Annotated in this window: 23 protein-coding genes and 2 pseudogenes; 13 read left to right on the forward strand and 12 right to left on the reverse strand. The window is 57.1% G+C overall.

Going from position 1 to position 25,774, the window contains the following annotated elements:
• Nucleotides 1-45: 45 nt before the first annotated feature.
• From ACZYSM_RS26240 to flgE, 6 genes are all read left to right on the forward strand, one after another.
• Nucleotides 46-978 (forward strand): chemotaxis protein CheV, encoded by a 933-nt coding sequence (locus ACZYSM_RS26240; RefSeq protein ID WP_489076101.1) that lies wholly within the window; start codon nucleotides 46-48, stop codon nucleotides 976-978.
• Between the two features lie 45 nt (nucleotides 979-1,023).
• Entirely contained in the window at nucleotides 1,024-1,851 is an 828-nt protein-coding gene (gene cheR, locus ACZYSM_RS26245) for a protein-glutamate O-methyltransferase CheR (protein WP_489076103.1), read from the forward strand.
• 274 nt (nucleotides 1,852-2,125) lie between these two features.
• Nucleotides 2,126-2,533: a flagellar basal body rod protein FlgB gene (flgB, locus tag ACZYSM_RS26250; protein WP_489076105.1), complete on the forward strand. Its 408-nt coding sequence runs from the start codon at nucleotides 2,126-2,128 to the stop codon at nucleotides 2,531-2,533.
• 3 nt (nucleotides 2,534-2,536) lie between these two features.
• On the forward strand, nucleotides 2,537-2,980 hold the full coding sequence (gene flgC / locus ACZYSM_RS26255) for a flagellar basal body rod protein FlgC (protein ID WP_489076107.1): 444 nt from the start codon (nucleotides 2,537-2,539) through the stop codon (nucleotides 2,978-2,980).
• Between the two features lie 15 nt (nucleotides 2,981-2,995).
• A complete protein-coding gene (flgD, locus tag ACZYSM_RS26260; protein ID WP_489076109.1) occupies nucleotides 2,996-3,724 on the forward strand; it encodes a flagellar hook assembly protein FlgD in 729 nt (242 codons plus the stop codon).
• 30 nt (nucleotides 3,725-3,754) lie between these two features.
• Complete coding sequence (flgE, locus tag ACZYSM_RS26265) at nucleotides 3,755-5,089, forward strand: flagellar hook protein FlgE (RefSeq protein WP_489076111.1); 1,335 nt, start codon at nucleotides 3,755-3,757, stop codon at nucleotides 5,087-5,089.
• A 283-nt stretch (nucleotides 5,090-5,372) separates the two neighbouring features.
• On the opposite strand, the gene ACZYSM_RS26270 is transcribed toward flgE, so the two are convergent.
• Entirely contained in the window at nucleotides 5,373-8,267 is a 2,895-nt protein-coding gene (locus ACZYSM_RS26270; protein ID WP_489076113.1) for a ribonucleoside-diphosphate reductase subunit alpha, read from the reverse strand.
• Between the two features lie 738 nt (nucleotides 8,268-9,005).
• Here ACZYSM_RS26270 and ACZYSM_RS26275 point away from each other — a divergent pair.
• Nucleotides 9,006-9,725, forward strand: a complete 720-nt coding sequence (locus ACZYSM_RS26275; protein WP_489076115.1) for a response regulator — start codon at nucleotides 9,006-9,008, stop codon at nucleotides 9,723-9,725.
• Nucleotides 9,722-11,332, forward strand: coding sequence for an ATP-binding protein (locus ACZYSM_RS26280; RefSeq protein ID WP_489076117.1), 1,611 nt, complete (start codon nucleotides 9,722-9,724; stop codon nucleotides 11,330-11,332). Before ACZYSM_RS26275 ends, ACZYSM_RS26280 begins: the two co-directional genes overlap by 4 nt.
• Nucleotides 11,333-11,488: 156 nt before the next feature.
• Here ACZYSM_RS26280 and ACZYSM_RS26285 read toward each other — a convergent pair whose 3' ends face one another.
• Entirely contained in the window at nucleotides 11,489-12,214 is a 726-nt protein-coding gene (locus ACZYSM_RS26285) for a 4'-phosphopantetheinyl transferase family protein (RefSeq protein ID WP_489076119.1), read from the reverse strand.
• Between the two features lie 112 nt (nucleotides 12,215-12,326).
• Entirely contained in the window at nucleotides 12,327-13,118 is a 792-nt protein-coding gene (locus ACZYSM_RS26290) for a dienelactone hydrolase family protein (RefSeq protein WP_489076121.1), read from the reverse strand.
• Nucleotides 13,119-13,251: 133 nt separating this feature from the next.
• Between ACZYSM_RS26290 and ACZYSM_RS26295 the strand changes: the two genes are divergently transcribed.
• The 3 genes from ACZYSM_RS26295 to ACZYSM_RS26305 are packed head-to-tail and all read left to right on the forward strand — an operon-like array spanning nucleotide 13,252 to nucleotide 15,454.
• Nucleotides 13,252-13,437 (forward strand): hypothetical protein, encoded by a 186-nt coding sequence (locus tag ACZYSM_RS26295; RefSeq protein ID WP_489076151.1) that lies wholly within the window; start codon nucleotides 13,252-13,254, stop codon nucleotides 13,435-13,437.
• Complete coding sequence (locus ACZYSM_RS26300; protein WP_489076123.1) at nucleotides 13,434-14,111, forward strand: response regulator; 678 nt, start codon at nucleotides 13,434-13,436, stop codon at nucleotides 14,109-14,111. Before ACZYSM_RS26295 ends, ACZYSM_RS26300 begins: the two co-directional genes overlap by 4 nt.
• Nucleotides 14,108-15,454, forward strand: coding sequence for an ATP-binding protein (locus ACZYSM_RS26305; RefSeq protein ID WP_489076125.1), 1,347 nt, complete (start codon nucleotides 14,108-14,110; stop codon nucleotides 15,452-15,454). The genes ACZYSM_RS26300 and ACZYSM_RS26305 overlap by 4 nt, the downstream gene beginning before the upstream one ends.
• A 151-nt stretch (nucleotides 15,455-15,605) precedes the next feature.
• On the opposite strand, the gene ACZYSM_RS26310 is transcribed toward ACZYSM_RS26305, so the two are convergent.
• Together ACZYSM_RS26310 and ACZYSM_RS26315 are read right to left on the reverse strand one after the other, a co-directional pair.
• Entirely contained in the window at nucleotides 15,606-15,728 is a 123-nt protein-coding gene (locus ACZYSM_RS26310; protein ID WP_489076127.1) for a helix-turn-helix domain-containing protein, read from the reverse strand.
• Nucleotides 15,692-16,144: pseudogene (locus tag ACZYSM_RS26315) on the reverse strand (AraC family transcriptional regulator ligand-binding domain-containing protein); the annotation flags it as partial. The pseudogene ACZYSM_RS26315 and the gene ACZYSM_RS26310, both read right to left, overlap by 37 nt.
• Nucleotides 16,145-16,478: 334 nt before the next feature.
• Between ACZYSM_RS26315 and ACZYSM_RS26320 the strand changes: the two are divergent.
• Nucleotides 16,479-17,819 carry a dicarboxylate/amino acid:cation symporter gene (locus ACZYSM_RS26320; RefSeq protein ID WP_489076129.1) on the forward strand — a complete coding sequence of 447 codons (1,341 nt, stop codon included), beginning with the start codon at nucleotides 16,479-16,481 and terminating at the stop codon, nucleotides 17,817-17,819.
• A 343-nt stretch (nucleotides 17,820-18,162) separates the two neighbouring features.
• Here ACZYSM_RS26320 and ACZYSM_RS26325 read toward each other — a convergent pair whose 3' ends face one another.
• Both ACZYSM_RS26325 and ACZYSM_RS26330 read right to left on the reverse strand, forming a co-directional pair.
• Nucleotides 18,163-18,657: a SprT family zinc-dependent metalloprotease gene (locus tag ACZYSM_RS26325; protein ID WP_489076131.1), complete on the reverse strand. Its 495-nt coding sequence runs from the start codon at nucleotides 18,655-18,657 to the stop codon at nucleotides 18,163-18,165.
• A 157-nt stretch (nucleotides 18,658-18,814) separates the two neighbouring features.
• Complete coding sequence (locus tag ACZYSM_RS26330) at nucleotides 18,815-19,417, reverse strand: Yip1 family protein (protein WP_489076133.1); 603 nt, start codon at nucleotides 19,415-19,417, stop codon at nucleotides 18,815-18,817.
• A gap of 433 nt (nucleotides 19,418-19,850) precedes the next feature.
• On the opposite strand from ACZYSM_RS26330, the gene ttcA reads away from it, so the two are divergent.
• Nucleotides 19,851-20,675 (forward strand): tRNA 2-thiocytidine(32) synthetase TtcA, encoded by an 825-nt coding sequence (gene ttcA, locus ACZYSM_RS26335; protein ID WP_489076135.1) that lies wholly within the window; start codon nucleotides 19,851-19,853, stop codon nucleotides 20,673-20,675.
• A gap of 37 nt (nucleotides 20,676-20,712) precedes the next feature.
• On the opposite strand, the gene ACZYSM_RS26340 is transcribed toward ttcA, so the two are convergent.
• The 5 genes and pseudogenes from ACZYSM_RS26340 to ACZYSM_RS26360 form a co-directional block, all read right to left on the reverse strand.
• Nucleotides 20,713-22,248, reverse strand: a complete 1,536-nt coding sequence (locus ACZYSM_RS26340) for an ArnT family glycosyltransferase (protein WP_489076137.1) — start codon at nucleotides 22,246-22,248, stop codon at nucleotides 20,713-20,715.
• 151 nt (nucleotides 22,249-22,399) lie between these two features.
• On the reverse strand, nucleotides 22,400-24,052 hold the full coding sequence (arnT, locus tag ACZYSM_RS26345) for a lipid IV(A) 4-amino-4-deoxy-L-arabinosyltransferase (RefSeq protein WP_489076139.1): 1,653 nt from the start codon (nucleotides 24,050-24,052) through the stop codon (nucleotides 22,400-22,402).
• Nucleotides 24,049-24,216 carry a hypothetical protein gene (locus ACZYSM_RS26350; protein ID WP_489076141.1) on the reverse strand — a complete coding sequence of 56 codons (168 nt, stop codon included), beginning with the start codon at nucleotides 24,214-24,216 and terminating at the stop codon, nucleotides 24,049-24,051. Before ACZYSM_RS26350 ends, arnT begins: the two co-directional genes overlap by 4 nt.
• 365 nt (nucleotides 24,217-24,581) lie before the next feature.
• Nucleotides 24,582-25,259, reverse strand: coding sequence for a lipopolysaccharide core heptose(II)-phosphate phosphatase PmrG (pmrG, locus tag ACZYSM_RS26355; protein WP_489076149.1), 678 nt, complete (start codon nucleotides 25,257-25,259; stop codon nucleotides 24,582-24,584).
• A gap of 390 nt (nucleotides 25,260-25,649) precedes the next feature.
• A pseudogene (locus tag ACZYSM_RS26360) lies at nucleotides 25,650-25,774 on the reverse strand (IS630 family transposase); the annotation flags it as partial.

Genomic DNA, 25,774 nt, shown 5'->3' on the forward strand with positions numbered 1-25,774 from the left:
GATGAATGCGCATCGGATTTTAAGTGTTGGTGTAGGAGTCTGGGCATGGCTGGTGTAATGGATTCGGTGAACCGGCGCACGCAACTGGTAGGGCAGAATCGCCTTGAGCTGTTGTTGTTCCGTCTCGACGGCCAGCAGCTGTATGGGATCAACGTGTTCAAGGTTCGGGAGGTGCTGCAATGCCCCAAGCTGACCCTGTTGCCTAAATCCAATCCTGTCGTGTGCGGTGTCGCAAATATTCGGGGGGCGACCATTCCGATCCTCGATCTGGCAATGGCGACCGGTTCGGGCGGTTTGCAGGATCAAAGCAATCCCTTCGTGATCATCACGGAGTACAACACCAAGACCCAGGGTTTTTTGGTCAGGTCGGTCGAGCGCATCGTTAACATGAACTGGGAGGAGATCCATCCGCCTCCCAAGGGCACTGGTCGCGATCATTATTTGACAGCTGTGACCCGGGTCGACAATCAGTTAGTCGAAATCATCGATGTCGAGAAGGTTCTGGCTGAAGTGGCGCCGGCATCGGAAGCCATTTCGGTAGGTGTGGTGGACGTTGAAACACAGCGCAAGGCGGTTTCCCTGCGGGTGCTGACGGTCGACGACTCGTCGGTCGCGCGCAAGCAGGTCACGCGTTGTCTGCAGACTGTTGGGGTCGATGTAGTGGCGTTGAACGACGGCCGACAGGCGCTGGATTACCTGCGCAAGCTGGTCGACGAGGGTAAGAAGCCGGAAGAAGAGTTCTTGATGATGATTTCCGACATCGAGATGCCCGAAATGGACGGGTACACGCTCACGGCTGAAATCCGCAACGACCCACGCATGCAAAAGCTACATATCATCCTGCATACTTCGTTATCCGGTGTATTCAATCAGGCGATGGTGAAGAAGGTCGGTGCCGATGACTTCCTTGCCAAATTTCGCCCTGATGACCTGGCATCCCGGGTAGTCGACCGGATCAAAGCAGCAGACAACAGCTAGGGGCGTTTGCTCCTGGCGGTCAACACGATTTAAGAGGCGGTACCATTGTCTACGGGTAATTTGGATTTCGAACAGTTCCGGGTCTTCCTGGAAAAAGCCTGTGGCATTTTGCTCGGTGAAAACAAGCAGTATCTGGTGTCGAGCCGTCTCAACAAACTGATGGAACAGCAGGGCATCAAATCCTTGGGTGAGCTGGTTCAGCGTATTCAGACCCAGCCGCGCAGTGGTTTGCGCGAGATGGTGGTGGACGCCATGACCACCAACGAAACCCTCTGGTTTCGTGACACTTATCCGTTTGAAGTCTTGAAGAACAAAGTCCTGCCCGAGTCGATCAAGGCCAGCCCTGGTCAGCGCTTGCGCATTTGGTCGGCGGCGTGCTCATCGGGGCAGGAACCTTACTCGTTGTCCATGTCGATCGATGAGTTCGAGCGGACTAACCTGGGTCAGCTGAAAATGGGTGTGCAGATCGTTGCCACCGATTTGTCCGGTACCATGCTGAACAACTGCAAGACCGGCGAATACGACAGCCTGGCCATTGGCCGCGGCCTCTCTGCGGAGCGGCTGCAACGCTATTTTGATCCGAAAGGGCCGGGGCGTTGGGCAATCAAGGCGCCGATCAAGAGTCGGGTTGAGTTCCGTTCGTTCAACCTGCTGGACAGCTATGCCAGTCTTGGCAAGTTCGACATCGTGTTCTGCCGCAACGTGCTGATCTACTTCTCCGCTGAGGTGAAGAAGGACATCCTGCTACGGATTCACAGCACATTGAAACCGGGCGGCTATCTGTTCCTGGGTGCTTCCGAGGCGCTGAATGGCTTGCCAGATCACTACCAGATGGTCCAATGCAGTCCTGGGATTATTTACCAGGCGAAGTGATTTGCCAGCGGCATAAAAAAAACGGGAGTCCTCAGGGGGGGGCTCCCGTTTTTTTTGCCTGTCGATACCCAGCAAACACTACATGCCAATGTGGGGTAATCATTGCCCGTGCAAACGGCAGAAAAGCGGCAGGCGGCGGAAATCAGTTGCCGCTTTTCTGGCATTGCCGCCTTGCCGATGCCTGCAAAGCCCCGGATTACGGCCTTTGGTGAATTGGCACGACGCTTGCTAAGTTCATCGTACGAAAAATCTGGTCACCCAAAGGTTTCCCGACATGAGCATCAGCTTCGATAAAGCGCTCGGTATCCATGAACAAGCGCTGGGCTTCCGCGCTCAGCGTGCCGAAGTTCTGGCCAACAACATTGCCAACGCCGACACCCCGAACTACAAGGCTCGGGATCTGGATTTCTCTGCCGTGCTGGCCGCGCAGAATGAAAAGACCAAGAGCGGCACTTTCGCTTTGAACATGACCAATAACCGTCATATCGAAGCCGAAGGTTTGGGTAATGGCGACGAGACGCTGATGTATCGCACGCCGATGCAACCGTCGATTGACCAAAACACCGTGGATGCACAACTGGAACAGTCGAACTACGCGCAAAACGCGGTCAACTTCCAGGCCAGCTTCACGCTGCTCAACAGCAAATTCAAAGGGCTGGTGTCAGCCCTGCGCGGGGAGTAACCCATGTCTCTTGCCAGTGTTTTCAATATTGCCGGTAGCGGCATGAGTGCTCAAACCACTCGTTTGAACACCGTCGCCAGTAACATCGCCAACGCCGAGACCGTCTCTTCGAGCATCGACCAGACCTACCGCGCTCGCCATCCAGTGTTCGCCACCATGTTCCAGGGTGGTCAGAGCGGCGGCAGCGATTCGTTATTCCAGAACCAGGATGCCGCCGGCCAAGGTGTGCAGGTGCTGGGTGTGGTCGAGGACCAGAGCAACCTCGAAGCGCGTTACGAACCAAACCATCCGTCTGCTGACGCCAAGGGTTATGTCTACTACCCGAACGTCAACGTGGTAGAGGAAATGGCTGACATGATTTCTGCCAGTCGTTCATTCCAGACCAACGCAGAAATGATGAACACCGCCAAAACCATGATGCAGAAGGTCCTGACCCTCGGTCAGTGATAAGGGGTTATTCAAATGGCGAGTGTTAACGACACCACCAGCGGCCTGAGTCTCAATGACATCTTAGCCAACTCTTCGAAAAAGACCGCTACCACCAGCAGTGATGGCTTGGCGGCGGCAACCAGCAGCGCGACGGGCAGTCAATCGTTAGGTAAAGATTCTTTCCTGAAGTTGCTGGTTACCCAGCTGAAAAATCAGGATCCGCTTCAGCCGCAGGACAACGGTGCGTTCGTGGCTCAGCTGGCGCAGTTCAGTAGTCTGGAAGGTATTACCACGCTGAACACTTCGGTTAATGCCATCTCTGGCACCTTCAAATCGTCGCAGGCCTTGCAGGCTTCTTCGCTGGTGGGTCGCTCGGTGGTGGTACAAACCGGATCGGCCTATGTCGATACGACCAAGAGCATGACCGGCTCAGCGGTGATCCCTACTTCGGTTGCTGGCGCTACCGTGACCATCACTGATAAAGACGGCAATGCGGTAAAAAACATCGATCTGGGTAGTCAGGCCGCAGGCAATGCCACCTTCGTTTGGGATGGCACCAACACGGCGGGCGCGAAGGTTGATCCGGGTACTTATACCTTCAAGGCAAGCGCCTCCATCGATAATAAGGCGACAGACCTGATTACCTATCTGCCGGCGACAGTCAACAGTGTGACCTTGGGTCAAGCCGGCGGCGAGATGATGCTCAACCTCGCAAGCATGGGCACCATCGCGCTGTCCAAAGTACAAACTATTGGTCTATAGAGCCGACTAACGCGGCACAAGGAGTGGAATATGTCTTTCAATATCGGCCTTAGCGGTCTCTATGCAGCCAATAAACAACTGGACGTTACCGGCAACAACATCGCCAACGTCGCGACAGCCGGCTTCAAATCGTCCCGTGCAGAATTCGCCGATATTTACTCGGCAACCAAATTGGGCACTGGGAGCAAGACCGTGGGTAACGGCGTAAGCCTTGCCAACGTTTCTCAGCAGTTCAGCCAGGGTGATGTGAACAACACCGGCAATTTGCTTGATATGGGGATTCAGGGCTCCGGTTTCTTTGTTCTGAATGATAGCGGTTCGCTGAGCTATACCCGCGCCGGTACCTTCAAGGTCGACAAGGATGGCTTCATCACCAATAGCGCCGGTACTGCTCGCCTGCAAGGTTACGGCGTGGACGCCAACGGCAAGATCATCAATGGCGTGTTGACCGACCTGCGCATCGACCAGTCGAACCTGGCGCCGAAGTCTACCGGGGCTGTCACGTCGAGCATTAACCTCAGCTCGACGTCTCCGGTTATTGACCAGGCCGTTGTTGGGAACGCATTTGACCCGACGAAAGTCGAGACGTACACCAAGTCGTTCAGCACCCCGATCTTCGACAGTCAGGGTAACCAGCACACGATGGATCAGTATATGGTCAAGACAGGTGCCAATAGCTGGGACGCCTACACCTTGGTTGACGGCCGTAACCCGGACGGTTCCGTGTTTAGCGCGGCTACCCAAGCACCCGTTGCGATGACTTTCGGTGCGGATGGCAAGCTGGTTGCCGTTAATCCGCCTGTCGCGCCAGCCGTGAGTCCGTTCACGGTAGTCGGCAACACGATCACCATGGGGCCTGGGGCATGGACTCCGGGCACTGTTACCAATGGCGTGTGGGCTGCTAACGGTGCAGGTGGTAACGCGACCGGTGTCGGGATCGACATGACCAAAACTACTCAGTTCAACGCCGACACCGCTCGTTCGCTGCCGACTCAGGACGGCTACGCCACTGGCCAGATCACCAACCTGACCATTGATGGTACTGGCACGATGTTCGCGAACTTCAGCAACAGCAAGGACCGGGCTATCGGCCAGATTTCCTTGGCCAGCTTTACCAACGAGCAGGGTCTGCAGCCATCCGGTGGCACCAGTTGGAAACAAACCTACTCGTCGGGCTTTGCAGCTTACGACACAGCTCAAACCGGTACCTTGGGTTCGGTGGTTTCCAACTCCCTGGAAGACTCCAACGTCAACCTGACCAACGAGTTGGTGAACTTGATCAAGGCGCAAAGTAACTATCAGGCCAACGCCAAGACCATCTCGACTCAAGCCACCATTATGCAGACCACTATCCAGATGGTTTGATGCTGGTTGCGTAGTACCGATTCGCAAGAAGGCCCCTCGCTGCTGGGGCTTTTTTGTGGGCGTCATTTAAGCGCTTTCCTGTAGTCGTTGCCGCCAGGCTACGTTCGGCTCGGGCCGCGTTCGGGAGAAACGCTTGAGAGCCGGCCGATGGCGCTATCAGGAAAAACGCTATCGGGGCGCAAGATTAAATTCCGGCCAAAAGAAAACCCCCGACAAACCCAAATCCAGCCAGGGTCTATCGGGGGGTTCAAGTAAGCGCCGTTAAACGCTTACTTTGCTCAGCTTATTGGCAAGCTTCGCAATCCGGCTCGTCGATGGCGCAGGCTTTTGGCACTGGCGCCGGGCCGGCAGGTGCTGCCAGGACCGAGTCGTCACCGTGGTTGCCGCCGCTGGAAACAGCGTTCAGCTTGTTGGTGCTGATGGTCGACTTCTCGGTGCTGGTCGCGGCCAGGGCACGGAGGTAGTAAGTGGTTTTCAGGCCGCGGTACCAAGCCATGCGGTAGGTCACGTCGAGCTTCTTGCCCGATGCGCCGGCGATGTACAGGTTCAGCGACTGAGCCTGGTCGATCCACTTCTGGCGGCGGCTGGCGGCGTCGACGATCCACTTGGTGTCCACTTCGAAGGCAGTCGCGTAGAGCTCTTTGAGTTCTTGCGGGATGCGCTCGATCTGCTGCACGGAACCGTCGTAGTACTTCAGGTCGTTGATCATGACCGAGTCCCACAAGCCGCGGGCTTTCAGGTCGCGAACCAGGTACGGGTTGATCACGGTGAATTCGCCCGAGAGGTTCGATTTCACGTAGAGGTTCTGGTAAGTCGGTTCGATCGACTGCGATACGCCAGTGATGTTGGCGATGGTTGCAGTCGGTGCGATGGCCATGATGTTGGAGTTACGAATACCTTTCTGTACGCGGGCACGGACCGGCGCCCAGTCGAGGGATTCGTTCAGGTCGACATCGATGTACTTCTGGCCACGTTGTTCGATCAGGATCTGTTGCGAATCCAGCGGCAGAATGCCTTTGGACCACAGCGAGCCCTGGAACGTCTCGTAAGCGCCGCGCTCATCGGCCAGGTCGCAAGATGCCTGGATCGCGTAGTAGCTGACCGCTTCCATCGACTTGTCGGCGAACTCGACGGCAGCGTCGGAACCATAAGGGATGTGCTGCAGGTACAGCGCGTCCTGGAAGCCCATGATGCCCAAGCCGACTGGACGGTGCTTGAAGTTGGAGTTCTTCGCTTGTGGCACCGAGTAGTAGTTGATGTCGATCACGTTATCGAGCATCCGCACGGCGGTGTTCACAGAGCGTTCCAGCTTGGCGGTGTCCAGCTTGCCGTCAGTGATGTGGTTCGGCAGGTTGATCGAACCCAGGTTGCAAACAGCGATCTCATCCTTGTTGGTGTTCAAGGTGATCTCGGTGCACAGGTTCGAGCTGTGAACCACGCCAACGTGCTGCTGTGGGCTACGCAGGTTGCATGGGTCTTTGAACGTCAGCCATGGGTGGCCGGTTTCGAAGAGCATGGAGAGCATTTTGCGCCACAGGTCTTTGGCCTGGATGGTCTTGAACAGTTTGATCTTGCCTGGGTACTGAGACAGGGCTTCGTAGTACTCGTAACGCTCTTCGAAGGCCTTGCCGGTCAGGTCATGCAGATCCGGTACTTCGGATGGCGAGAACAGGGTCCACGGGCCGTCATCGAAGACGCGCTTCATGAACAGGTCAGGGATCCAGTTAGCGGTGTTCATGTCGTGGGTACGACGACGATCATCACCGGTGTTCTTGCGGAGTTCGATGAACTCCTCGATGTCCATGTGCCAGGTTTCCAGGTAAGCACAGACAGCGCCTTTGCGCTTGCCGCCCTGGTTGACGGCTACGGCGGTGTCGTTCACCACTTTCAGGAACGGTACGACGCCTTGGGATTTGCCGTTGGTGCCCTTGATGTAGGAGCCCAGCGCGCGAACCGGAGTCCAGTCGTTGCCCAGACCGCCGGCGAATTTCGACAGCATGGCGTTGTCGTGGATCGCGTGGTAGATGCCCGACAGGTCATCCGGCACGGTGGTCAGGTAGCAGCTCGACAGCTGTGGACGCAGGGTGCCGGCGTTGAACAGCGTCGGAGTCGAAGACATGTAGTCGAAGGACGACAACAGGTTGTAGAACTCGATGGCACGGTCTTCTTTGTTCTTCTCTTCGATCGCCAGGCCCATGGCCACGCGCATGAAGAAGATCTGCGGCAGTTCGAAACGGATACCATCCTTGTGGATGAAGTAACGGTCGTACAGGGTTTGCAGGCCCAGGTAGGTGAACTGCTGGTCACGTTCGTGGTTGATCGCCTTGCCGAGTTTTTCCAGGTCGAAGGTGGCCAGAACCGGGTTCAGCAATTCGAACTGGATGCCCTTGGCGATGTACGAAGGCAGGGCCTTGGCATACAGGTCGACCATTTCGTGGTGAGTGGCGCTGTCGGCAACTTCGAGGAAGCTCAGGCCTTCGGCACGCAGGGTGTCCATCAGCAGGCGAGCGGTCACAAAGGAGTAGTTTGGCTCACGCTCAACCAGAGTGCGTGCGGTCATCACCAGAGCGGTATTGACGTCTTTGAGCGCCACGCCGTCGTAGAGGTTTTTCAGTGTTTCGCGCTGGATCAGAGCACCGTCGACTTCATCCAGACCTTCGCAGGCCTCGGTCACGATGGTGTTCAGGCGACCCATGTCGAGCGGTGCAAAGCTGCCATCGGCGAGGGCGATGCGGATCGATGGGTGAGCTTGTACCGGCTCGTCGGTGGTGGTGCGAACGGCACGCTCTTTGGAGCGGGCGTCGCGGTAGATCACGTAGTCGCGAGCGACTTTCTGCTCGCCGGCACGCATCAGGGCCAGTTCGACCTGGTCCTGGATTTCTTCGATATGGATAGTGCCGCCCGATGGCATGCGACGCTTGAAGGTTGCGGTGACTTGTTCGGTCAGGCGGGCAACGGTGTCGTGGATCCGCGACGAGGCAGCAGCGGTGCCGCCTTCAACTGCGAGGAACGCTTTGGTGATGGCGACGGTGATTTTGTCATCGGTGTAAGGAACGACAGTGCCGTTACGCTTGATCACGCGCAGTTGGCCAGGCGCGGTGGCGGACAGATCCAGATTCGAATCAGTGGCCTGCGGCGCGGTGCCCTGCGGGTTCTCGCGAGTTGTGTCTGTTTGCATGGGTGTCTCCACGTTCTCTATGTTTGTTTGGGCACCATCACGATGCCCACCGTTCCGTCCTGAAGCACTACAACCGACGAGCGTCGGGCATAACAACTTCGGGACAGTAGGAAGGAGCTCTTTCGGGCGTCGCTTCCATGCCGAAGTCTTTGGTTTCCAGCCACAGGGCTCAAAACCGAATTCCTGGTGGGTGACAGTATTTGTACTGCAACACCCGTACCGTTTTCGCGGCCAGAGGCTGGAAAACAGTTGCCATCCGCACGCGCGGTTTGGTCTTCTGAAAAAGTGTTTGGTTCAACCAAACAGGAGCAAGAAAAGCACTTGAGTTTCTTGTCTGATTTGTGTTTGGTTTTTTTGCGTAAAACCCTACATGTAGGGTTTTTTTTCCGCCGGGCTACAAGATAATGCGTTTTGGGGGGCGATTGCAACGTGCTGCCTGTGGATAAAGCTGTGCGTAAATTGTGTATGAAACTGCCAAACGTAGTGTAGGCCCCGACCGCACTGGAGTAGACCGTTTGTCACTGAATTTTGCCGCCGAAAACAGCTTTGGGCGGATTTTTGCGGGCGCGAACCCTATCACAAAAAAACGCTGTTACCGAGCGCATTTGCCTGCTTGTGTTCTCAAGGGGGGGCATTGCTACAATCGCCCCTTCTATACGCTGTCTTATCCACCCTTATCATTACAAAAAGACGGGTGGATCCTTCCTTATTAGTGTTCTTGGCAAGAAGAGGTCACCCGTGGAGCAAGAAGCCTGGCAGGTATTGATTGTCGAGGATGACCAACGTCTGGCTGAGTTGACCCGCGAGTATCTGGAGAGCAACGGACTGCGGGTTACTATCGAGGGCAATGGCGCGCTGGCAGCGGCGCGGATCATTGCCGAGCAACCGGACCTGGTGATCCTTGATCTGATGCTCCCCGGCGAAGACGGCTTGAGCATCTGTCGCAAAGTGCGTGAACGCTATGACGGGCCGATCCTGATGCTGACCGCGCGTACCGACGACATGGACCAGGTGTTAGGCCTGGACATGGGCGCTGATGACTACGTCTGCAAACCGGTGCACCCGCGCCTGTTGTTGGCACGGGTCCAGGCCTTGCTGCGGCGCAGTGAGCCGCCGCAAGCAATGGCCCCTGAAAGGCGTCTGCAGTTCGGCCCGCTGGTGGTGGACAACGCGTTACGCGAAGCCTGGTTGCATGACACCGGTATTGAGCTGACCAGTGCCGAGTTCGATCTGCTGTGGCTATTGGTGGCCAATGCCGGGCGAATTCTTTCCCGCGAAGAGATTTTCACCGCGCTGCGGGGCATCGGTTACGACGGTCAGGACCGCTCTATTGATGTACGGATCTCGCGCATCCGCCCGAAGATCGGCGATGACCCGATTCATCCGCGGCTGATCAAGACCATTCGCAGCAAAGGTTACCTGTTCGTCCCCGAAGCTTGCGTAGACGTGCCGTTGTGAACTCGATTTTCCTGCGTATCTATGGCGGCATGTGCGCAGCGCTGATTCTGGTCGCGGTGCTTGGCGTGCTGGCGCTGAACCTGCTCAATCAAGTGCGCAGTGAGCAATACCGCGAGCGTCTGGCTCATGGTACGTTTTCGTTGATGGCTGACAACCTGCAACCAATGAGCGAGATCGAGCGGCGTCGGGCGCTGGTGGTGTGGGAACGATTGTTGGGGATCCCCCTGGCCTTGCAGACCTTCACCCAGACCAACCTGGATCTGACCCAGCGCAATCGTGTGCTGCGCGGTCAAGCGCTGGTTGAGCAGACCGGCCCGCACGCGGCAAAGGTCTATCGTTTGGTCAGCGATAAAGAGCAACTGGTGCTCACGGGTGAAGTACAACAAATCAGCGAGCAACTGGCGCGGGCAACTATTTATCTGTTGGCCGATGAGCTGGTGCGTTACCCGGTAGGCGAGCAACCGCAACGCCTGGCTGCGCTGAAGGAGGCCAAGGGTTTTGGCTTCGAGTTGAATCTGGTCACTCTGGATCAGGCGGACATGGACGAGGACCAGAGTCGGCGGGTCTCTGAAGGCGATACGGTGATGGCGCTGGGCAAAGGGGGCGATTCGATCCGTGTGTTTGCCGGGATGGTCGGGACGCCTTGGGTGCTGGAAATCGGTCCGCTGTATCAGATGAACCCTTATCCGCCTGAATGGTTGGTGTTGATTGCTGCGCTTGGCTTGAGCCTGATCGGTTTGATTGTGTATTTACTGGTGCGGCAACTGGAGCGGCGTTTGAGCGGGCTGGAATCGGCCGCGACGCGGATCGCCAAGGGCAGTCTGGAAACCCGGGTGCCGGCCCGCGGCGCCGACTCGGTCGGGCGCCTGGCGGCCGCATTCAATGGTATGGCCGAGCACTTGCAGCGCTTGCTGGCGATTCAACGCGAACTGGTGCGGGCGGTGTCCCATGAGTTGCGCACACCGGTGGCGCGTTTGCGTTTTGGTCTGGAGATGATCGGTTCTGCCACCACGCCGCAAGCCCGGGAAAAATACAGGGTAGGCATGGACAACGACATCCAGGACCTCGACCGGCTGGTGGACGAAATGCTCACCTACGCACGCCTGGAGCAGGGCTCGCCAGCGCTGAATTTCCAGCGGGTTGATCTGGATGCCTTGGTCAACCAGGTAATCAGCGAGTTGGCGCCGTTACGCGCCGACGTCAAAGTTCAGCGCGGCTTGTGTCTGTCTGCCGCTGACTGTGACGACGCGTGGGTCGAAGCCGAGCCGCGCTACTTGCACCGGGCATTGCAGAATCTGCTGAGCAACGCCATGCGTCACGCCGAGTCGCAGGTCTCTATCAGCTATCAGGTCGGCCAGCAGCGCTGTCGGGTGGATGTCGAGGACGATGGCCCGGGGGTTCCGGAAAACGCCTGGGAAAGAATCTTCACGCCGTTTTTGCGCCTGGACGACAGCCGTACCCGCGCCTCCGGTGGGCATGGCCTGGGGTTGTCGATTGTGCGACGGATCATTCACTGGCACGACGGCCGAGCGCTGATCAGCAAGAGCAAAAGTCTGGGCGGGGCGTGTTTCAGTTTGAGCTGGCCGCGGCACCAGGAGAAGCGCTGAGTCGGGTCCTTGGCTTCTCTATTGGCCGATAGATTGCCATCGCGAGCAAGCTCGGCTCCTACAGTATTTGTGTTGGTCGCGGGATATGGGCACAACCTATAGCCCTGTAGGAGCCGAGCTTGCTCGCGATGGCGGCCGGACAGGCGCTAAAAAACCTCAGGCCTCGATACTGACCAGGCTCAGCAGCTGCCCATCCCCTACACAAAACTGCGCATCAAGCTCACTGCCGTTGCGCCATTCGCTCGAAAGGTCGGTCAGCAGGCGCAGACGGGCATGTCCGTTTTCGTTCCATTCAAGCACTTCGGCATGCTCGAAATAGAAGCGTTGCTGGACGATCGGGTAGAGCGCCTTGAACAGGCTTTCTTTCACCGAGAACGTCAGGGTCACCAACAGGGCAATCTGTTCCTGGGGGCCGGTGGCCATGCGTTGCAGCTCGGGCGGGGTGAGAATTTCTCCTGCCAGTCGCTGGGCGCGCTCTGAGTCGAGCAGGTTTTCCAGGTCCATCCCCAAACCGCGCCAGTGCTCCTTGCGCGCAACAATGGCTGCGGCCCGGCCGGTGCTGTGGGTGATCGAACCGCAGATATGCGTCGGCCACACCGGCGCGCGGTCCTCACCAATGGCCGGGATGCAATCGAGCCCCTCAAGCTGCTGCAAGGCGGCCCGGGCGCAGACGCGCCCGGCGAGAAACTCGGCCTGACGCTTGGCCACCGAACGCTGAATACTCGCAGGCGGCTCGATAGCGCTGCGCTGGAAATCATCGGGCGCCAACAGCGACGGATCGAAGTGAGTCCCCAGCAGCACCGTGTCAGGCAGGGCGACAGGTAACGGCCAGTGGGCGTCGAGTGGGGTGCAGCAGATGGGAAGGGCGGGGTGTGGATTCATACCGGACATTTTGCCGGGTTGCGGCAAAGCTGGGTAGTGGCCTGATGTGAACCCTGTGTCGCCTGTGTGGGAGCGTGGCTTGCCCGCGAAGGCCGTTATGCGGTCTTGCTGATCACCCAAAGATCTTCTTGAAGAACGCCTGCATATCCGCCCACGAACGCTCATCGGCCGCCTTGTTGTAGCCGATGTCTGGTCCGCCGTGCTCGCCGTGGCTCAGGCGATCGGCATCCGGGTTGCTGAAGCCGTGCTTGGCGCCTTTCAGACTGACGAATTTATAGTCAGCACCAGCCTCGTTCATTTCGGCCTTGAAGGCGCTGACGTTGTCTGGCGTGACCATGCTGTCCTTGGCGCCGTGCTCAACCAGTATCTTGGCTTTGACACTGCCCAGTGTGGCCGGGGTGTCAGTCACCAGCGCTCCGTGGAAACTCACCACGCCGGCCAGCGGCACGCCTTGGCGTGCGGCATCCAACACGATTTTGCCGCCGAAGCAGTAACCGATGGCGGCGAGTTTGTTCGGATTGGTCTGAGGCTGTTTTTTCAATAGTTCAAGCCCGGCCTTGAAGCGGGCGCTGGCTGTCGCGCTGTCTTTCATCGCCGCCTGCATAAAGGCCATGGCGTCTTTCGGGTGCTCGGTATTTTTACCTTCGCCATACATGTCGATGGCCAGCGCACTGTACCCCAGCGCGGCCAGGTCGCGGGCGCGGCGCTTGGCGTAATCGTTAAGCCCCCAGAATTCGTGGACCACCACAACGCCGGGGCGAGCGCCCTGGATGCTGTCGTCATAGGCGTAGTAGCCGATCAGCTTGCTGCCATCGGAGCTTTGATAGGGGATTTCCTGGGTCTTGATCGCTGCTTGGCTCAGCCCGCTGAAGGCCAGTAATAAAAACGCAAGGAATACGCGCATGGTCAGATCTCCTTTAAAAGACGTCCAAAGAGCCTAGTCGATTTGATTCAATTTAGGTTCAGAGAGCGTTCAGGGGGAGGAGGTTAACCTTGCTCCGTACCTAAACAGTGCAAAGTGCATCAGGAAATCAACGATGACGACGTTCAAGAAGCTGATTCTGGCCTTCATTGGCCGTGATAGCGGCATAGGCTATGCAGTGGGCGCGCAGACTGGCGTCCTGCAGCAAGTTTCGCAGACCGCTTCAGTTGAACTGGGTTACCGTTACCAGCACAGCAATGCCAGCACTGAGATGAGCGAGAGGGGTGGGAGAGCGTTATGAAACTGCTGGTCGTCGAAGATGAGGCATTGCTGCGTCATCACTTGCAAACCCGACTCACAGACAGCGGTCATGTGGTCGAGGCCGTGGCAAATGCCGAGGAGGCGTTGTACCAGACCGAGCAGTTCAACCATGACCTGGCAGTGATCGATCTCGGTCTGCCGGGAATGGGCGGCCTTGATCTGATTCGCCAGTTGCGCTTGCAAGGCAAGACGTTTCCGATCTTGATCCTCACCGCCCGCGGTAACTGGCAGGACAAAGTCGAAGGACTGGCCGCCGGCGCCGACGACTACGTGGTCAAGCCGTTCCAGTTCGAAGAGCTGGATGCACGGTTGAATGCCTTGTTGCGCCGCTCCAGCGGATTTACCCAGTCGACCATCACTGCCGGGCCCTTGCTGCTTGATCTGAATCGTAAACAAGCCTCCCTCGATGAGCAGCCTCTGGCCTTGACCGCCTATGAGTACCGGATCCTCGAGTACCTGATGCGTCATCATCAGCAGGTAGTGGCCAAGGACCGCCTGATGGAGCAGCTCTACCCGGATGACGAGGAGCGTGATCCGAACGTTATCGAAGTCCTGGTCGGGCGCTTGCGACGTAAACTGGAAGGGCCAACCGGGTTCAAACCGATCGATACCGTGCGCGGCTTGGGCTACCTGTTCAACGAGCGCTGCCGGTGATCCGTTCGCTACGCTTGCGCTTGATGCTGGCGGCGACGACCCTGGCCGTACTGTTTATGCTGGCGCTGTTGCCGGCGATGGAGGGTGCGTTCAGCCTGGCGTTGCAGGATTCCATTGAGCAGCGTCTAGCCTCGGATGTGACCACGCTGATTTCTGCGGCTCGGGTCGAAAACAATCGCTTGTTGATGCCGACGCAGTTACCGGATGAGCGTTTCAATCTCACCGACAGCCGTTTGCTCGGTTATATCTATGACCGCGCTGGCCAATTGGTCTGGCGTTCGAGGGCGACCCAAGAGGAAAACATCAACTACAAGCCACGTTACGACGGTCACGGCAGTCAGTTCGCGAAAATTCGCGAGGCCAATGGTCAGGAGTTCTTCGTCTATGACGTCGAGGTCAAATTGCTCGGCGGCAAAAGCGCGGCGTTCAGTATTGTCGCCCTGCAACCAGTGCGTGAGTATCAGCTGACCCTGGAAGGGCTGCGGGAAAACCTCTATCTGGGTTTCGGCGCTGCGCTATTAGTGTTGCTGGCGCTGCTCTGGATCGGTTTGACCTGGGGCTTGCAGGCATTGCGGCGCTTGAGTCAGGAATTGGACCAGATCGAGGGCGGGACCCGTGAAAGCCTCAGCGAAGAGCACCCCCGTGAACTGCTGAGATTGACCGGCTCGCTGAACCGCTTGTTGCACAGTGAGCGCGAGCAGCGCAGTCGTTATCGCGATTCTCTGGACGACCTGGCCCACAGCTTGAAAACCCCATTGGCGGTCTTGCAGGGGGTGAGTGAGGACATGGCTCAGCGACCACAGGGTCGGGATCAGGCCAGGGTGCTGCAAACCCAGATCGAACGCATGAGCCAGCAGATCAGTTATCAATTGCAGCGCGCGAGCCTGCGTAAAAGTGGCCTGGTGCGTCATCAGGTCCTGCTGCGGCCGGTGCTGCAAAGTCTATGCGACACGCTGGACAAGGTCTATCGCGACAAGCGGGTGCAGGTTTCCTTTGATCTGCCGGAGCGTTGCTATGTGCCGATCGAACAGGGTGCCTTGCTCGAGATGATGGGTAACCTTTTGGAGAACGCCTACCGTCTGTGCCTGATCGAGGTGCGCATCAGCGTGCGAGAAGCCTTGAGCTGCGTTGAGTTGTGCGTGGAAGACGACGGCCCCGGCGTACCGCCGGATCAGCGCGCACGGATACTTCAGCGAGGAGAACGCCTGGACCGCCAGCATCCGGGGCAGGGCATTGGCCTGGCGGTGGTCAAGGACATCATTGAAAGCTACGGCGCACGGCTGACGCTGGGTGATTCGCCGCTCGGCGGGGCGGCGTTCCGGATTCATTTTTCGGTGGTTTAGTGGCTGGCTTTGCTGGCCCCTTCGCGAGCAGGCTCGCTCCCACATTTGATCTGCGGCGTTCGCAAAAAATGGGTACACAGGATATCCACTGTGGGAGCGAGCCTGCTCGCGAAGGGGCCAGTGAAAGCCGCCGAGAACTTTTTGTCGAAACTCAGTTCTCCTGCGCGCGATACGCCTCTGGCGTCAATCCGGTCCATTTCTTGAACGCCCGGTGAAAGGCCGAGGGCTCGGAAAATCCCAGCTGCCCAGTCGATGCCAGATCACCAGCAAGCATTCGCTTAGAAAGTGCTCCGGGTCCCAAAGCTGCGAGTCGTCCAGGCTCAGGCGGACCATTTCCCCCTCACGGGCCAGGCTCAAACGCGGAGCCTCTGGGAATAGGCTATAAAATAATAAGCCGCTACTGAGTGCTTTCTCCAGATTGCGGCAGTGAATCAAGGCGTGGCACATCATGGCGAAGGTGCCGCGTTTGCTGGGGCCATGACCAAATCCCAGGTATTCGTCATCCAGCGCCTGCCAGAGCAGTTGCAGCAAGCCAGTGAATTGCTCGGGTGCGAGGCGTGCTTTGGGTTCCTCCAGCAACTCTGCGCTGATGCCTGGTTGTTGCAGCAATCCCGAATAGTCGAAGCCCTGCCTGCGCGCTCCGCCGAGGGCCGCACGGGCAAAATGACTGGCGATGGTACGTTCGCGCATGAGGGTAGATCCGTCCATTGAGGGACGGAAGTTCGCCACGCACCCGGTGACGAACAAGGCGGATATCCGCCAAATTGTAGGGCGATGGTCGGTTGATGGGCGGATATCCGCCACTTCGGCGAAGTGGAATGTTTCGGTTGGTGTTGCTGACCCCTGATGCCTAAAGGCCTTTAGCGGTTTTCGGCAAGGTGGCACGGGCTTTGCGATAAGGGGGAGAGGTCTGCCAGCGCGCAGCTCGACAAAACAAATCCCTCCAGTGCAGGAGGGTTCGCACTTTAGGTGTTGTGGGCGTCAGATGGATGATTGCCGGGCAACACTCTTGAGGAACTTTGCAATGACGACTCGTCAGCCACTGTACAAATCCCTGTATCTGCAGGTGATCGTAGCCATCGCTATCGGTATTTTAATCGGCCACTTCTATCCTCAGGCCGGCGTGGCGCTAAAGCCGCTGGGTGACGGGTTCATCAAACTGATCAAAATGATCATCGCGCCGATCATCTTCTGCACCGTCGTCAGTGGTATCGCTGGCATGCAGAGCATGAAATCGGTGGGCAAGACCGGCGGTTACGCGCTGCTGTATTTCGAAATTGTTTCCTCCATCGCCCTGCTGGTGGGTCTGGTAGTGGTCAACGTCGTCCAGCCGGGTGCCGGCATGCACATCGACGTGGCTACCCTGGACGCCTCCAAGGTCGCTGCCTATGTGGCTGCCGGTGCTGATCAAAGCGTCATTGGCTTCATCCTGAACATCATTCCGGCCACCATTGTCGGCGCATTCGCCACCGGCGATATCCTGCAGGTGCTGATGTTCTCGGTGATCTTCGGTTTCGCCCTGCATCGCCTGGGTGCCTACGGCAAGCCTTTGCTGGACTTCATCGATCGCTTCGCCCATGTGATGTTCAACATCATCAACATGATCATGAAGCTCGCGCCAATTGGTGCCTTGGGCGCCATGGCCTTCACCATCGGCGCCTATGGCGTCGGTTCGCTGGTGCAACTGGGCCAGCTGATGCTCTGCTTCTACATCACCTGCGTGGTGTTCGTGCTGGTGGTGCTGGGCGGTATCGCTCGCGCTCACGGCTTCAGCGTACTCAAGGTGATCCGTTACATCCGTGAAGAGTTGCTGATCGTACTGGGTACTTCGTCTTCGGAATCTGTGCTGCCGCGCATGCTGATCAAGATGGAGCGCCTGGGTGCGAAGAAATCGGTAGTGGGTCTGGTGATCCCGACCGGTTACTCGTTCAACCTCGACGGTACTGCGATCTACCTGACTATGGCTGCGGTGTTCATCGCCCAGGCGACCGACACGCACATGGACATCACTCACCAGATCACCTTGCTGGTGGTGCTGTTGTTGTCCTCCAAAGGCGCTGCCGGTGTGACGGGCAGTGGCTTCATCGTGTTGGCTGCGACTCTGTCGGCTGTCGGCCATCTGCCGGTTGCCGGTCTGGCGCTGATCCTGGGTATCGACCGCTTCATGTCCGAAGCCCGCGCGCTGACCAATCTGGTGGGTAACGCTGTCGCCACCCTGGTGGTGGCCAAGTGGGTCAAGGAACTGGACGTCGACCAGATGCAATCCGAGCTGACTTCCGGTGGTCGCGGTATCTCCAACACCCGTGAAGAAGACGATCTGGGCGTGGCTGAAGGCCCGACCCCGACCCCAACGTCTGTCAAGTAAAACGGCGTTGTCATGAAAAACCCGCTTCGGCGGGTTTTTTCATGGCTGGGGTTTGAGCGCAACGGTCAGTCCGGCTGATGCTTGCGGTGATTGCCGGCTGCCGACTCTGGGGGCAATCGATCTGGATTGTGGAGCGCTCATGCAAGGTCCTCTGGCATCACTCAAAGTACTGGATTTCTCCACCTTAGAAGAGTTGAGGTGGGCCAAGGTAATTGTTTAGTGCCTGTGAGATCAATCGCGAGCAAGCCCGCTCCCACATTTGATCAAAACCTCGGTACGACGCAAATCCAGTGTGGGAGCGGGCTTGCTCGCGATTGCGGCGGCATGGCCGCCACGCAGGTCGTTACTCCACCCTGGTCTCACCGCTAAACACCAATGTCTGCCGACACCGACGACACAAATATCGTCGCCCTTGATTGACTAATCCATGTCGCTGGGACGAGAACGGGAAGTCGCTGCCAGCGCAAGGGCAGCGGTAGATGTAACGGGTCACGTTGCGGCGCTTGATCGCGTAGGTGTGGCAGCGGTTGGGCGGCAGCTCGTACACCCCGCGCATGATCAATTGCCACTCTTCGCCATGGGGCTGGATACGCTCACCGAACAGTTGGTGGGCGATCAGGTGCGCGACTTCGTGGGGCACGGTCTGTTTGAGGAAATCTTCGATGTTTTCCCGGTACAGCTGCGGATTGAAGCGCAGCAGGTTTTCGTGCAAGTGGGCGACGCCAGCTTTCTGGCCGCGCAACTTGAAACTGACCACCGGGCGTTTGAAAGGTCGTTTGAAAAAGGATTCGGCTTGTTGGAAACAGTCTTCGACGCGGGTATTGAGTTGCTCGGGCATGCTGTACGGATCTCCAGAGATGCGGAGTATGCCGCAAACCTTGCGCATTCCGAATCGCTCAGGCGCCGAATGGTCGTCGCGCAAATAAAAGGCCACCTTGCGGTGGCCTGTGTTGGCAGATTTCTGTTTGTTTTGTAGACAGCGTCAGTTGCCCCCTTTAGTTAGTGTAGACCGGACCAACGCCCAGGCCCCAGACAATGACGGTGAAGGCCATGATCGCGACTAGCACGACCAACCCTACGGCCAGCACCGAGCTTGAGAACAGAAAACCCTCATCCGATGGAATGTTCATGAAGGTCGGCAAGCCCACATACAACAGGTACACCGTGTAGCAAATGGCGGCGGTACCGACGATCATTCCCAGCCACATGTGCGGATACAGCGCCGCAAGACCTCCAACAAACAGCGGCGTAGCGGTGTAGGTGGCAAACGCGACACAACGGGCCAGACTTGGGCTGGCGTCGTAGGTACGGGCCATCCAGTGAACGAAGGCGCCCATCACTGCTACACCGCCGAGCATGGCCAGGTAGGACATGATCGTCATCCACAGTGCACTTTCCTGAGTAAGCATGACCGGGGCGCGGCTACCGATGACCCAGCCGACCTGAGTGGTACCGATAAAGGCTGAAATCGCTGGAATCGCCGCGAGAATCAGCGTGTGGGTGAGGTACATGTGGCTGATGCTTTCTTCGTCGTCGCCACGGATATCTCGCCATTCTTGATCGGGGTGGGTGAAGAGCCCCACAACGTGATGGATCATGCCAGTCACTCCTTTTGTTATTACCATCGCCCCCCAGCGGAGCGCCTACGGGCCAAACGGCCTGAGTAAGTAAAGGTCTGTATATGTGTGCGACCTTATGTCGCAGTATAGAAAGGAGTTGCTGGCAACGGTGCGGCCCTTTAGAGCAAATCGCGCTGTAAACGCGAGGCTTAATCGCTGCATCTTCTGGAAACATGCAAATCCTGTGGCGAGGATGTAGGAGCGAGCTTGCTCGCGATGGACGTTTAACGATGATGCGTGCTTGCTGGATAAACGCGTGGCCCTCAGATCCATCGCGAGCAAGCTCGCTCCTACATTGGGTTTGCCCTTGCCACAGGGTATGCGTTACCCATGGGCAGGCTCTTCGCCCACGCAGAATTTTTGCGTAAAATACCCGGCTTTTCGTCACACACCTTCGCGGATTTCAAGCGCCATGGGCACTCTTACGGTCAACCAGAACAAGCTGCAGAAACGCCTTCGTCGGCAGGCCGGTGAAGCTATCGCCGATTTCAACATGATCGAAGAGGGCGACAAGGTCATGGTCTGCCTGTCCGGCGGCAAGGACAGCTACACCATGCTCGACGTGCTGATGCACCTGCAGAAGGTTGCACCGATCAAGTTCGATATCGTTGCGGTGAACATGGACCAGAAGCAGCCGGGTTTTCCCGAACACGTGCTGCCGGCCTATTTGAAAACGCTGGGAGTGGAATACCACATCGTCGAAAAAGACACGTATTCGGTGGTCAAGGAGCTGATTCCCGAAGGCAAGACCACCTGTTCTCTGTGCTCGCGCCTGCGTCGCGGTACGCTGTATACCTTCGCCGACGAAATCGGTGCGACCAAAATGGCCCTCGGTCATCACCGCGATGACATCGTCGAGACCTTCTTCCTCAATATGTTCTACAACGGCTCGCTCAAGGCCATGCCGCCCAAACTGCGCGCCGATGACGGTCGCAATGTGGTGATCCGGCCGCTGGCGTACTGCAACGAGAAAGACATCCAGGCGTATTCCGACTTCAAGCAATTCCCGATCATCCCGTGCAACCTCTGTGGTTCTCAGGAAAACCTGCAACGTCAGGTGGTCAAGGAAATGCTTCAGGAATGGGACCGCAAGAGCCCGGGCCGGACGGAAAGCATCTTCCGCAGCTTACAGAACGTCATCCCCTCGCAACTGGCGGACCGCAACCTGTTCGATTTCACCCATCTGCGGATCGACGAAACCGCAGCTTCGCGGTTCGTCAATGTGCTGAACCTTTGATAGATCGAGAAGCCTGCCAGGCCTCTCGATCTATCATTCAAGGTGTCGTTACCTTGGGGATAAACGCAACGCTGCCGTAGTCACGAGAGTGGAACATCCGCTCACCATTGTTAGGTTTAGTGAGAATCACCTGATGGTCGGCGGCGAGGTAGTTCAGCGGCAACTGATCCGCGTCCTTGTATTGCGTGACGATGATAGTGCGCTGCGGGTCCCAGTGCTGACCGCTGGTTTTTTCCAGCCATGCCAGAAGCGTCGCACTGTCGCCTTCACGCGGGAAGTCTTCGGTATCGCGAACGTAGTAGAACGGTGCCCCCTGATTCTGCATGTACATTGGCAGTTTGTTATCAACCTCGACCATCACCATGCGCCACTGATTCCAGGGTGCGCTCTTGCTGGCCTCGGCGCGTACGTCCTCGCTGAACCGGACGACCCCGCCACCGAGGTTGGTCCAGGGATAGATGATGCCCAGCACCACGATCAGCAGCGCTGCGGCGGCACCAAAGCCTTTCTTCCAGCCTGGACCGCTGACCTTGCCGGCAGCGCGTTTTTCTTCAATACGGCGGACGACCCACCAGGCGGCTAACAGTTGGGCGAAGGGCACCAGTGGCAACACATAGTAGCTACGGCGACTGCCGCTGGCGGTGAAGAACAGGAACAACAGGCCCAGGCTCCAGATCAGCCAGCGCGTGTTGGGTTCGGTTTGCCGCCAATTGCGTAGTGCCACCCACAGCCCGAGTATCCAGAACGGCGCCCAAGGCAAGGTATAGACCGGGAGGTAGATCAGGTAGGTGTAGATCGGGCCGAATTGGTCGAATGGCTGGAAGAAACGCACCACGTTTTCCCGGAACACCAGGCCTAGGCCGCTTGCGCCGTAAGTGGGAGCGCCATAGAAGTGCGAAAGGACGAATGGCACCATGTAGACCAGGCCGGCGATCAGCAGGGCCAGGCACAGCCGCGGGTTGAGGTGGCGCTTCCAACGATTCTCGCTGAGCACGTGTGGCAACAGCACCAACCCCGGCAAAATGAAACCGATCAGCCCCTTGAGCAGCGAGGTTGCTGCCAGCAGCAGGAAGAACACCGTGTAGCGGCCCAGTCGCGTGTCATCCGGGCCGCGCCAGTACCACCAGACGGCGGCGAGTATGCCGAAAACAGTCAGGATATCGGCCGTTGCAACCCGCGCCCAAAAGATGAAATAGAAGGTTGTCGCCAGCATCCACCCGGCGATCAGGCCAGTGCCTTTGCGAAACAGTTGCTCGCCGATCAAATAGACCAACCAGATACTCAACCAGGCGGCGATGACCGAAGACAGGCGTAGCGACCAATGCCCCAGCCCGCCCATCAGCCAGGCCGTGGCGGTAATCAACCAGTAGGAGGGGAGCGGTTTGTCGTAATACGGCATGCCGTTGAGGTAGGGATCGAAGTAGTCACCCGACTGCAGCATCTGCAGTGAGATGTTCGCCCATCGGGTCTCAGCCCCCCAGAGCTCCCTCGTTCCTAAACCCAGTAGCAGTATCAGCGCGGATACGCCGAGCAATATCACTAGCGCTTTTTTGTCACTGCTCCAGACTTTCATTCAAATATTTCCCAGGGCGACAAATGGGCCCGTTGAGAGTGAAGGCCCCCCGTGGGGGCCCGTGAACGATAGGTGCGCCAAGATTTATCAGCGTTTCGTCATGTATGCGTAAGGGATTTGCAAAGTCCGGGTCATTAGGACTCAGGCAAAATCATGGCTGACTCTTCGGGAAGATCATAATCACGATATTGCCTTGCTCATAACGCTTGCCGCCCAAGGGCAGCAGTTCGACTTCCTGCATTTCCACCACGCTTTTGACCCGCATGACCACGCCAACCGAGCCTTGTTTCAGGGCTTCGGTCATCCATTGCTGGACGTTATTCGAATCGACCTGACGGTTGGCCGAGTCCGGATATGTCAGGCCGTATTTCAGCTCGCCTGCGGTGTTGAACAACTCGACTTCAGGACGCTTCAGGCTCCAGGAAAGAGCAGAAGCGACCCCCAGATCGTTACTCAACACATTTGTGGTTTGCTTCAGTTCGTCGAGGTGCTCGTTGATGAACTGGTCGGGCATCTTGTTAAAAACAATGCTGTTGGGCATGCCAGCAGGTAACAACGCGATCAGCAGCCAGATGCCCAAGGCAGGGGCGGCCCACAACGTCAATGGTCTGACGGCCTGCAGCGCGTTGGCTATGATCCAGCCCATCAGGACGATGAATGTCAGCGACAGGCTCAGCATCTCTTGCTGCCCGTAAACCGGTTTCGTCAATTGCAGATAGATCAGCGCGATCAGCGAAACACTACCGATGACAAGATTGAGTACCCCATTGATACGGATAGCGCGGCCTTGCGCTTGTGTTATCCGGTCTATCAACGTGTTGCCCGTCAGCACCGCCAGCGGCAGCAGGCAAGGCATGATGTAAGTCGGCAGTTTGCCCCGGCTAAGGCTGAAGAATACCAGCGGCAGCACTAGCCAAAGCAGTAGGAAGCCGGTGCCTGGTTGTAGCTTGCTCTTCCACGCCTGGATAAACGTAGAGGGTAGCAATGCAGCCCAAGGCAGGCTGGAGACCACTAGCATCGGCAGATAGAACCACCATGGGCGAGTGTGCTGAGCATCCTCTGCGGCGAAGCGACGAATGTGTTCATTCCAGAAGAAAAACTTCCAGAAGTCAGGTTCGTGAGCATGTATGGTCAGCGCCCAAGGCAAGCTGACGATGACGGCAACGATGACAGCCAACGGACCGTAGCGCAGCAGTTCCCCCAGGCGCCGTTGCCAGAGCATATAGGGCAGGGCGATCATCGCTGGCAGCAGCCAGGCGAGAAACCCCTTGGTCATGAAACCCATGCCGCAGGCGAGGCCGAGCACCGCCCACGATGTCAATCGGGCCCGCTGTGTGGTGCTGTCGATAGCAAACCACAAAGCAACCAGGCTCAAGTTGACCCACAAAGTGAATTGCGGATCGAGATTGGCATACCCGGCTTGTCCGGCGATGAGACCGAAGCTCATGTAAAGCAAGGCCGAAGCAAAGCTCTTGCGCGGATCGTTCCAGAGGCGTCGGGCGATCAGGTACGTCAACAGCACGCTCAGCCCTGTACTTACAGCAGAAGCGATGCGAACTCCGAACAGGTTATCGCCGAATATCGCCTGACCTATGGCAATCATCCAATAGCCGGCGATAGGCTTCTCGAAATAACGAATACCCATGAAGTGCGGGGAAACCCAGTCGCCGCTCAGCAGCATTTCCTGGCTGATTTGGGCATAACGGGGTTCGTCTGGAATCCACAGTCCGTGAGAGGCCAGTGGCAGTAGATAGAACAAGCCAAAGGCTAATAGCAGTAGTGGCAACGCCCAGCGTCTGATCATGCGCTTTGTGCTCCCAGCCAGCTTTTGTGAGTGTTCAGGGCACTGCATGGCAGTGGACCCTGGGGCAAGCTGTCGATGTGCACCGACAGCAGGTTGCCGCAGAAATGAAGATGAGTGTCACGCTGACTGGTTTGGGTCACCAGTGGATGCAAATCGTTAGCCATCAGAATCCGTTCTACCTCTGTATGTGTTGTTTTAGGATTTGGGTTTTCTGCTGCTCAGACCTTAAAACGCGTGCCTGAAGCCTAAGTACTGCCATAGATGAAAGGTTCGACTTAATCAAGACAACTCAGGATTGTAAACAAAAAAAGTCCGCGGCTCACCGCAAATAATTACATTTTTAGAGTGTGTATTCGCAACCCTCGAGTGTCGTCGCGGGGGGATATGTGTACGAATAAGCGACCCTCTAAGTTGTTGTCGTAAAGTGGGTGTTAGTTGGTATTCCTGAGAGAACAAATAAAGTGTGGCACACCCGGGCGGTCACTTTGCTGATGGGCTTGATTGTGCGGCGGTTAAAAATAGTAACAAATTATTTAATGATCTTTTTTAGTGTAGACGCCCAATCTTGCTCATTCATGACACCCAGTACGTTTAGCTGGCCGTCAGCTGCGACGGAAACGAACAGAGAGCTGGTGTATTCGCTTGTCGGTGCATGTTTAAAACCCAGCTGACGTTCGAGGTCGCTGATGCATCCACTGTGGGTAACCAACACAAGATTGCGGTGGGCGGCTTTGTGGGCGAGTGCATCATCTCCCAGGGTTTTGCCGCAGCTGGCCAGCCAGTCTTGAGCGGAGGCAGGCTGTCCGAACATGGACTGTGATGTCTGCAGCGTGCGGGTCGCTGGGCTGCTCAGTACATCAGCGTTTACCATCCCGATGGTTTGGAAGGCCTTGCCCACCTCTGCTGCGGCGATGCTGCCGACACGGGTGATACCGTCTGCCGGGCCGAAGCAGGGATTACTGGAGCGGTCGCAGCGTTCAGCATGCCGAACCAGCACGATAACGTCGCCGGACTGCCAGTGCTCATAAACACCAGCGGTGCTCATGTGGTCGCCCTCTCCCAGATTCAGCGGCGTTTTGGGCCATAGCGCGAATCCGGTGACCAGAATGATGCTGACCATGGCGGCACCCGCCCCAAGTAGCACCTTCTTGAGTCTGGTTGTCATGATTCTTTTTGCTGGCGATCCGGTCGGGACAGCATTAGCCACATTTTCACCTTTGTGTGATTTTTGAACGAAAACTTCCAACGCGCACGAAGATCTTGAACAGTGACGTGAAAGCAAATCTAGAGCAGCCCAGGTGGGGGATTGGTGAAAGGAATGTGAAAAATTTGGAGGAGTATTCAGGCTTTTCTTGTGGTCAGAAAACGTTTATTCAGGCAGGACCGAAACCTGGCTTGATGTCGCATCCACGCTATTTCATTTTGCTGAGGAAATTACGTTTGAGGTTGACGATATCTAACAGGCTCTAGGGGACTAGGGCTGTAGTTTGCAAAATGAAAAGTATCGAATTTGAGAGCGATTAGTTAAGCGCAATGGCGAAGCAGGCCACGCGAGCGGTCTGAATAGGGTCGCCATTCATGGGAAGGAAAATATCAGCTAGTGTGCTGTCTCAGAAAAAACGTTCTCTTTGGACTGTGATGCCATCGCCTCTCGCGCACGCTGGATCTTGCGCAAGATGTCTTCACCTTTTGCATTCCAGACGTATAGGCTTGGCTGAGCAT

This window comes from Pseudomonas sp. F220 (assembly GCF_057813935.1).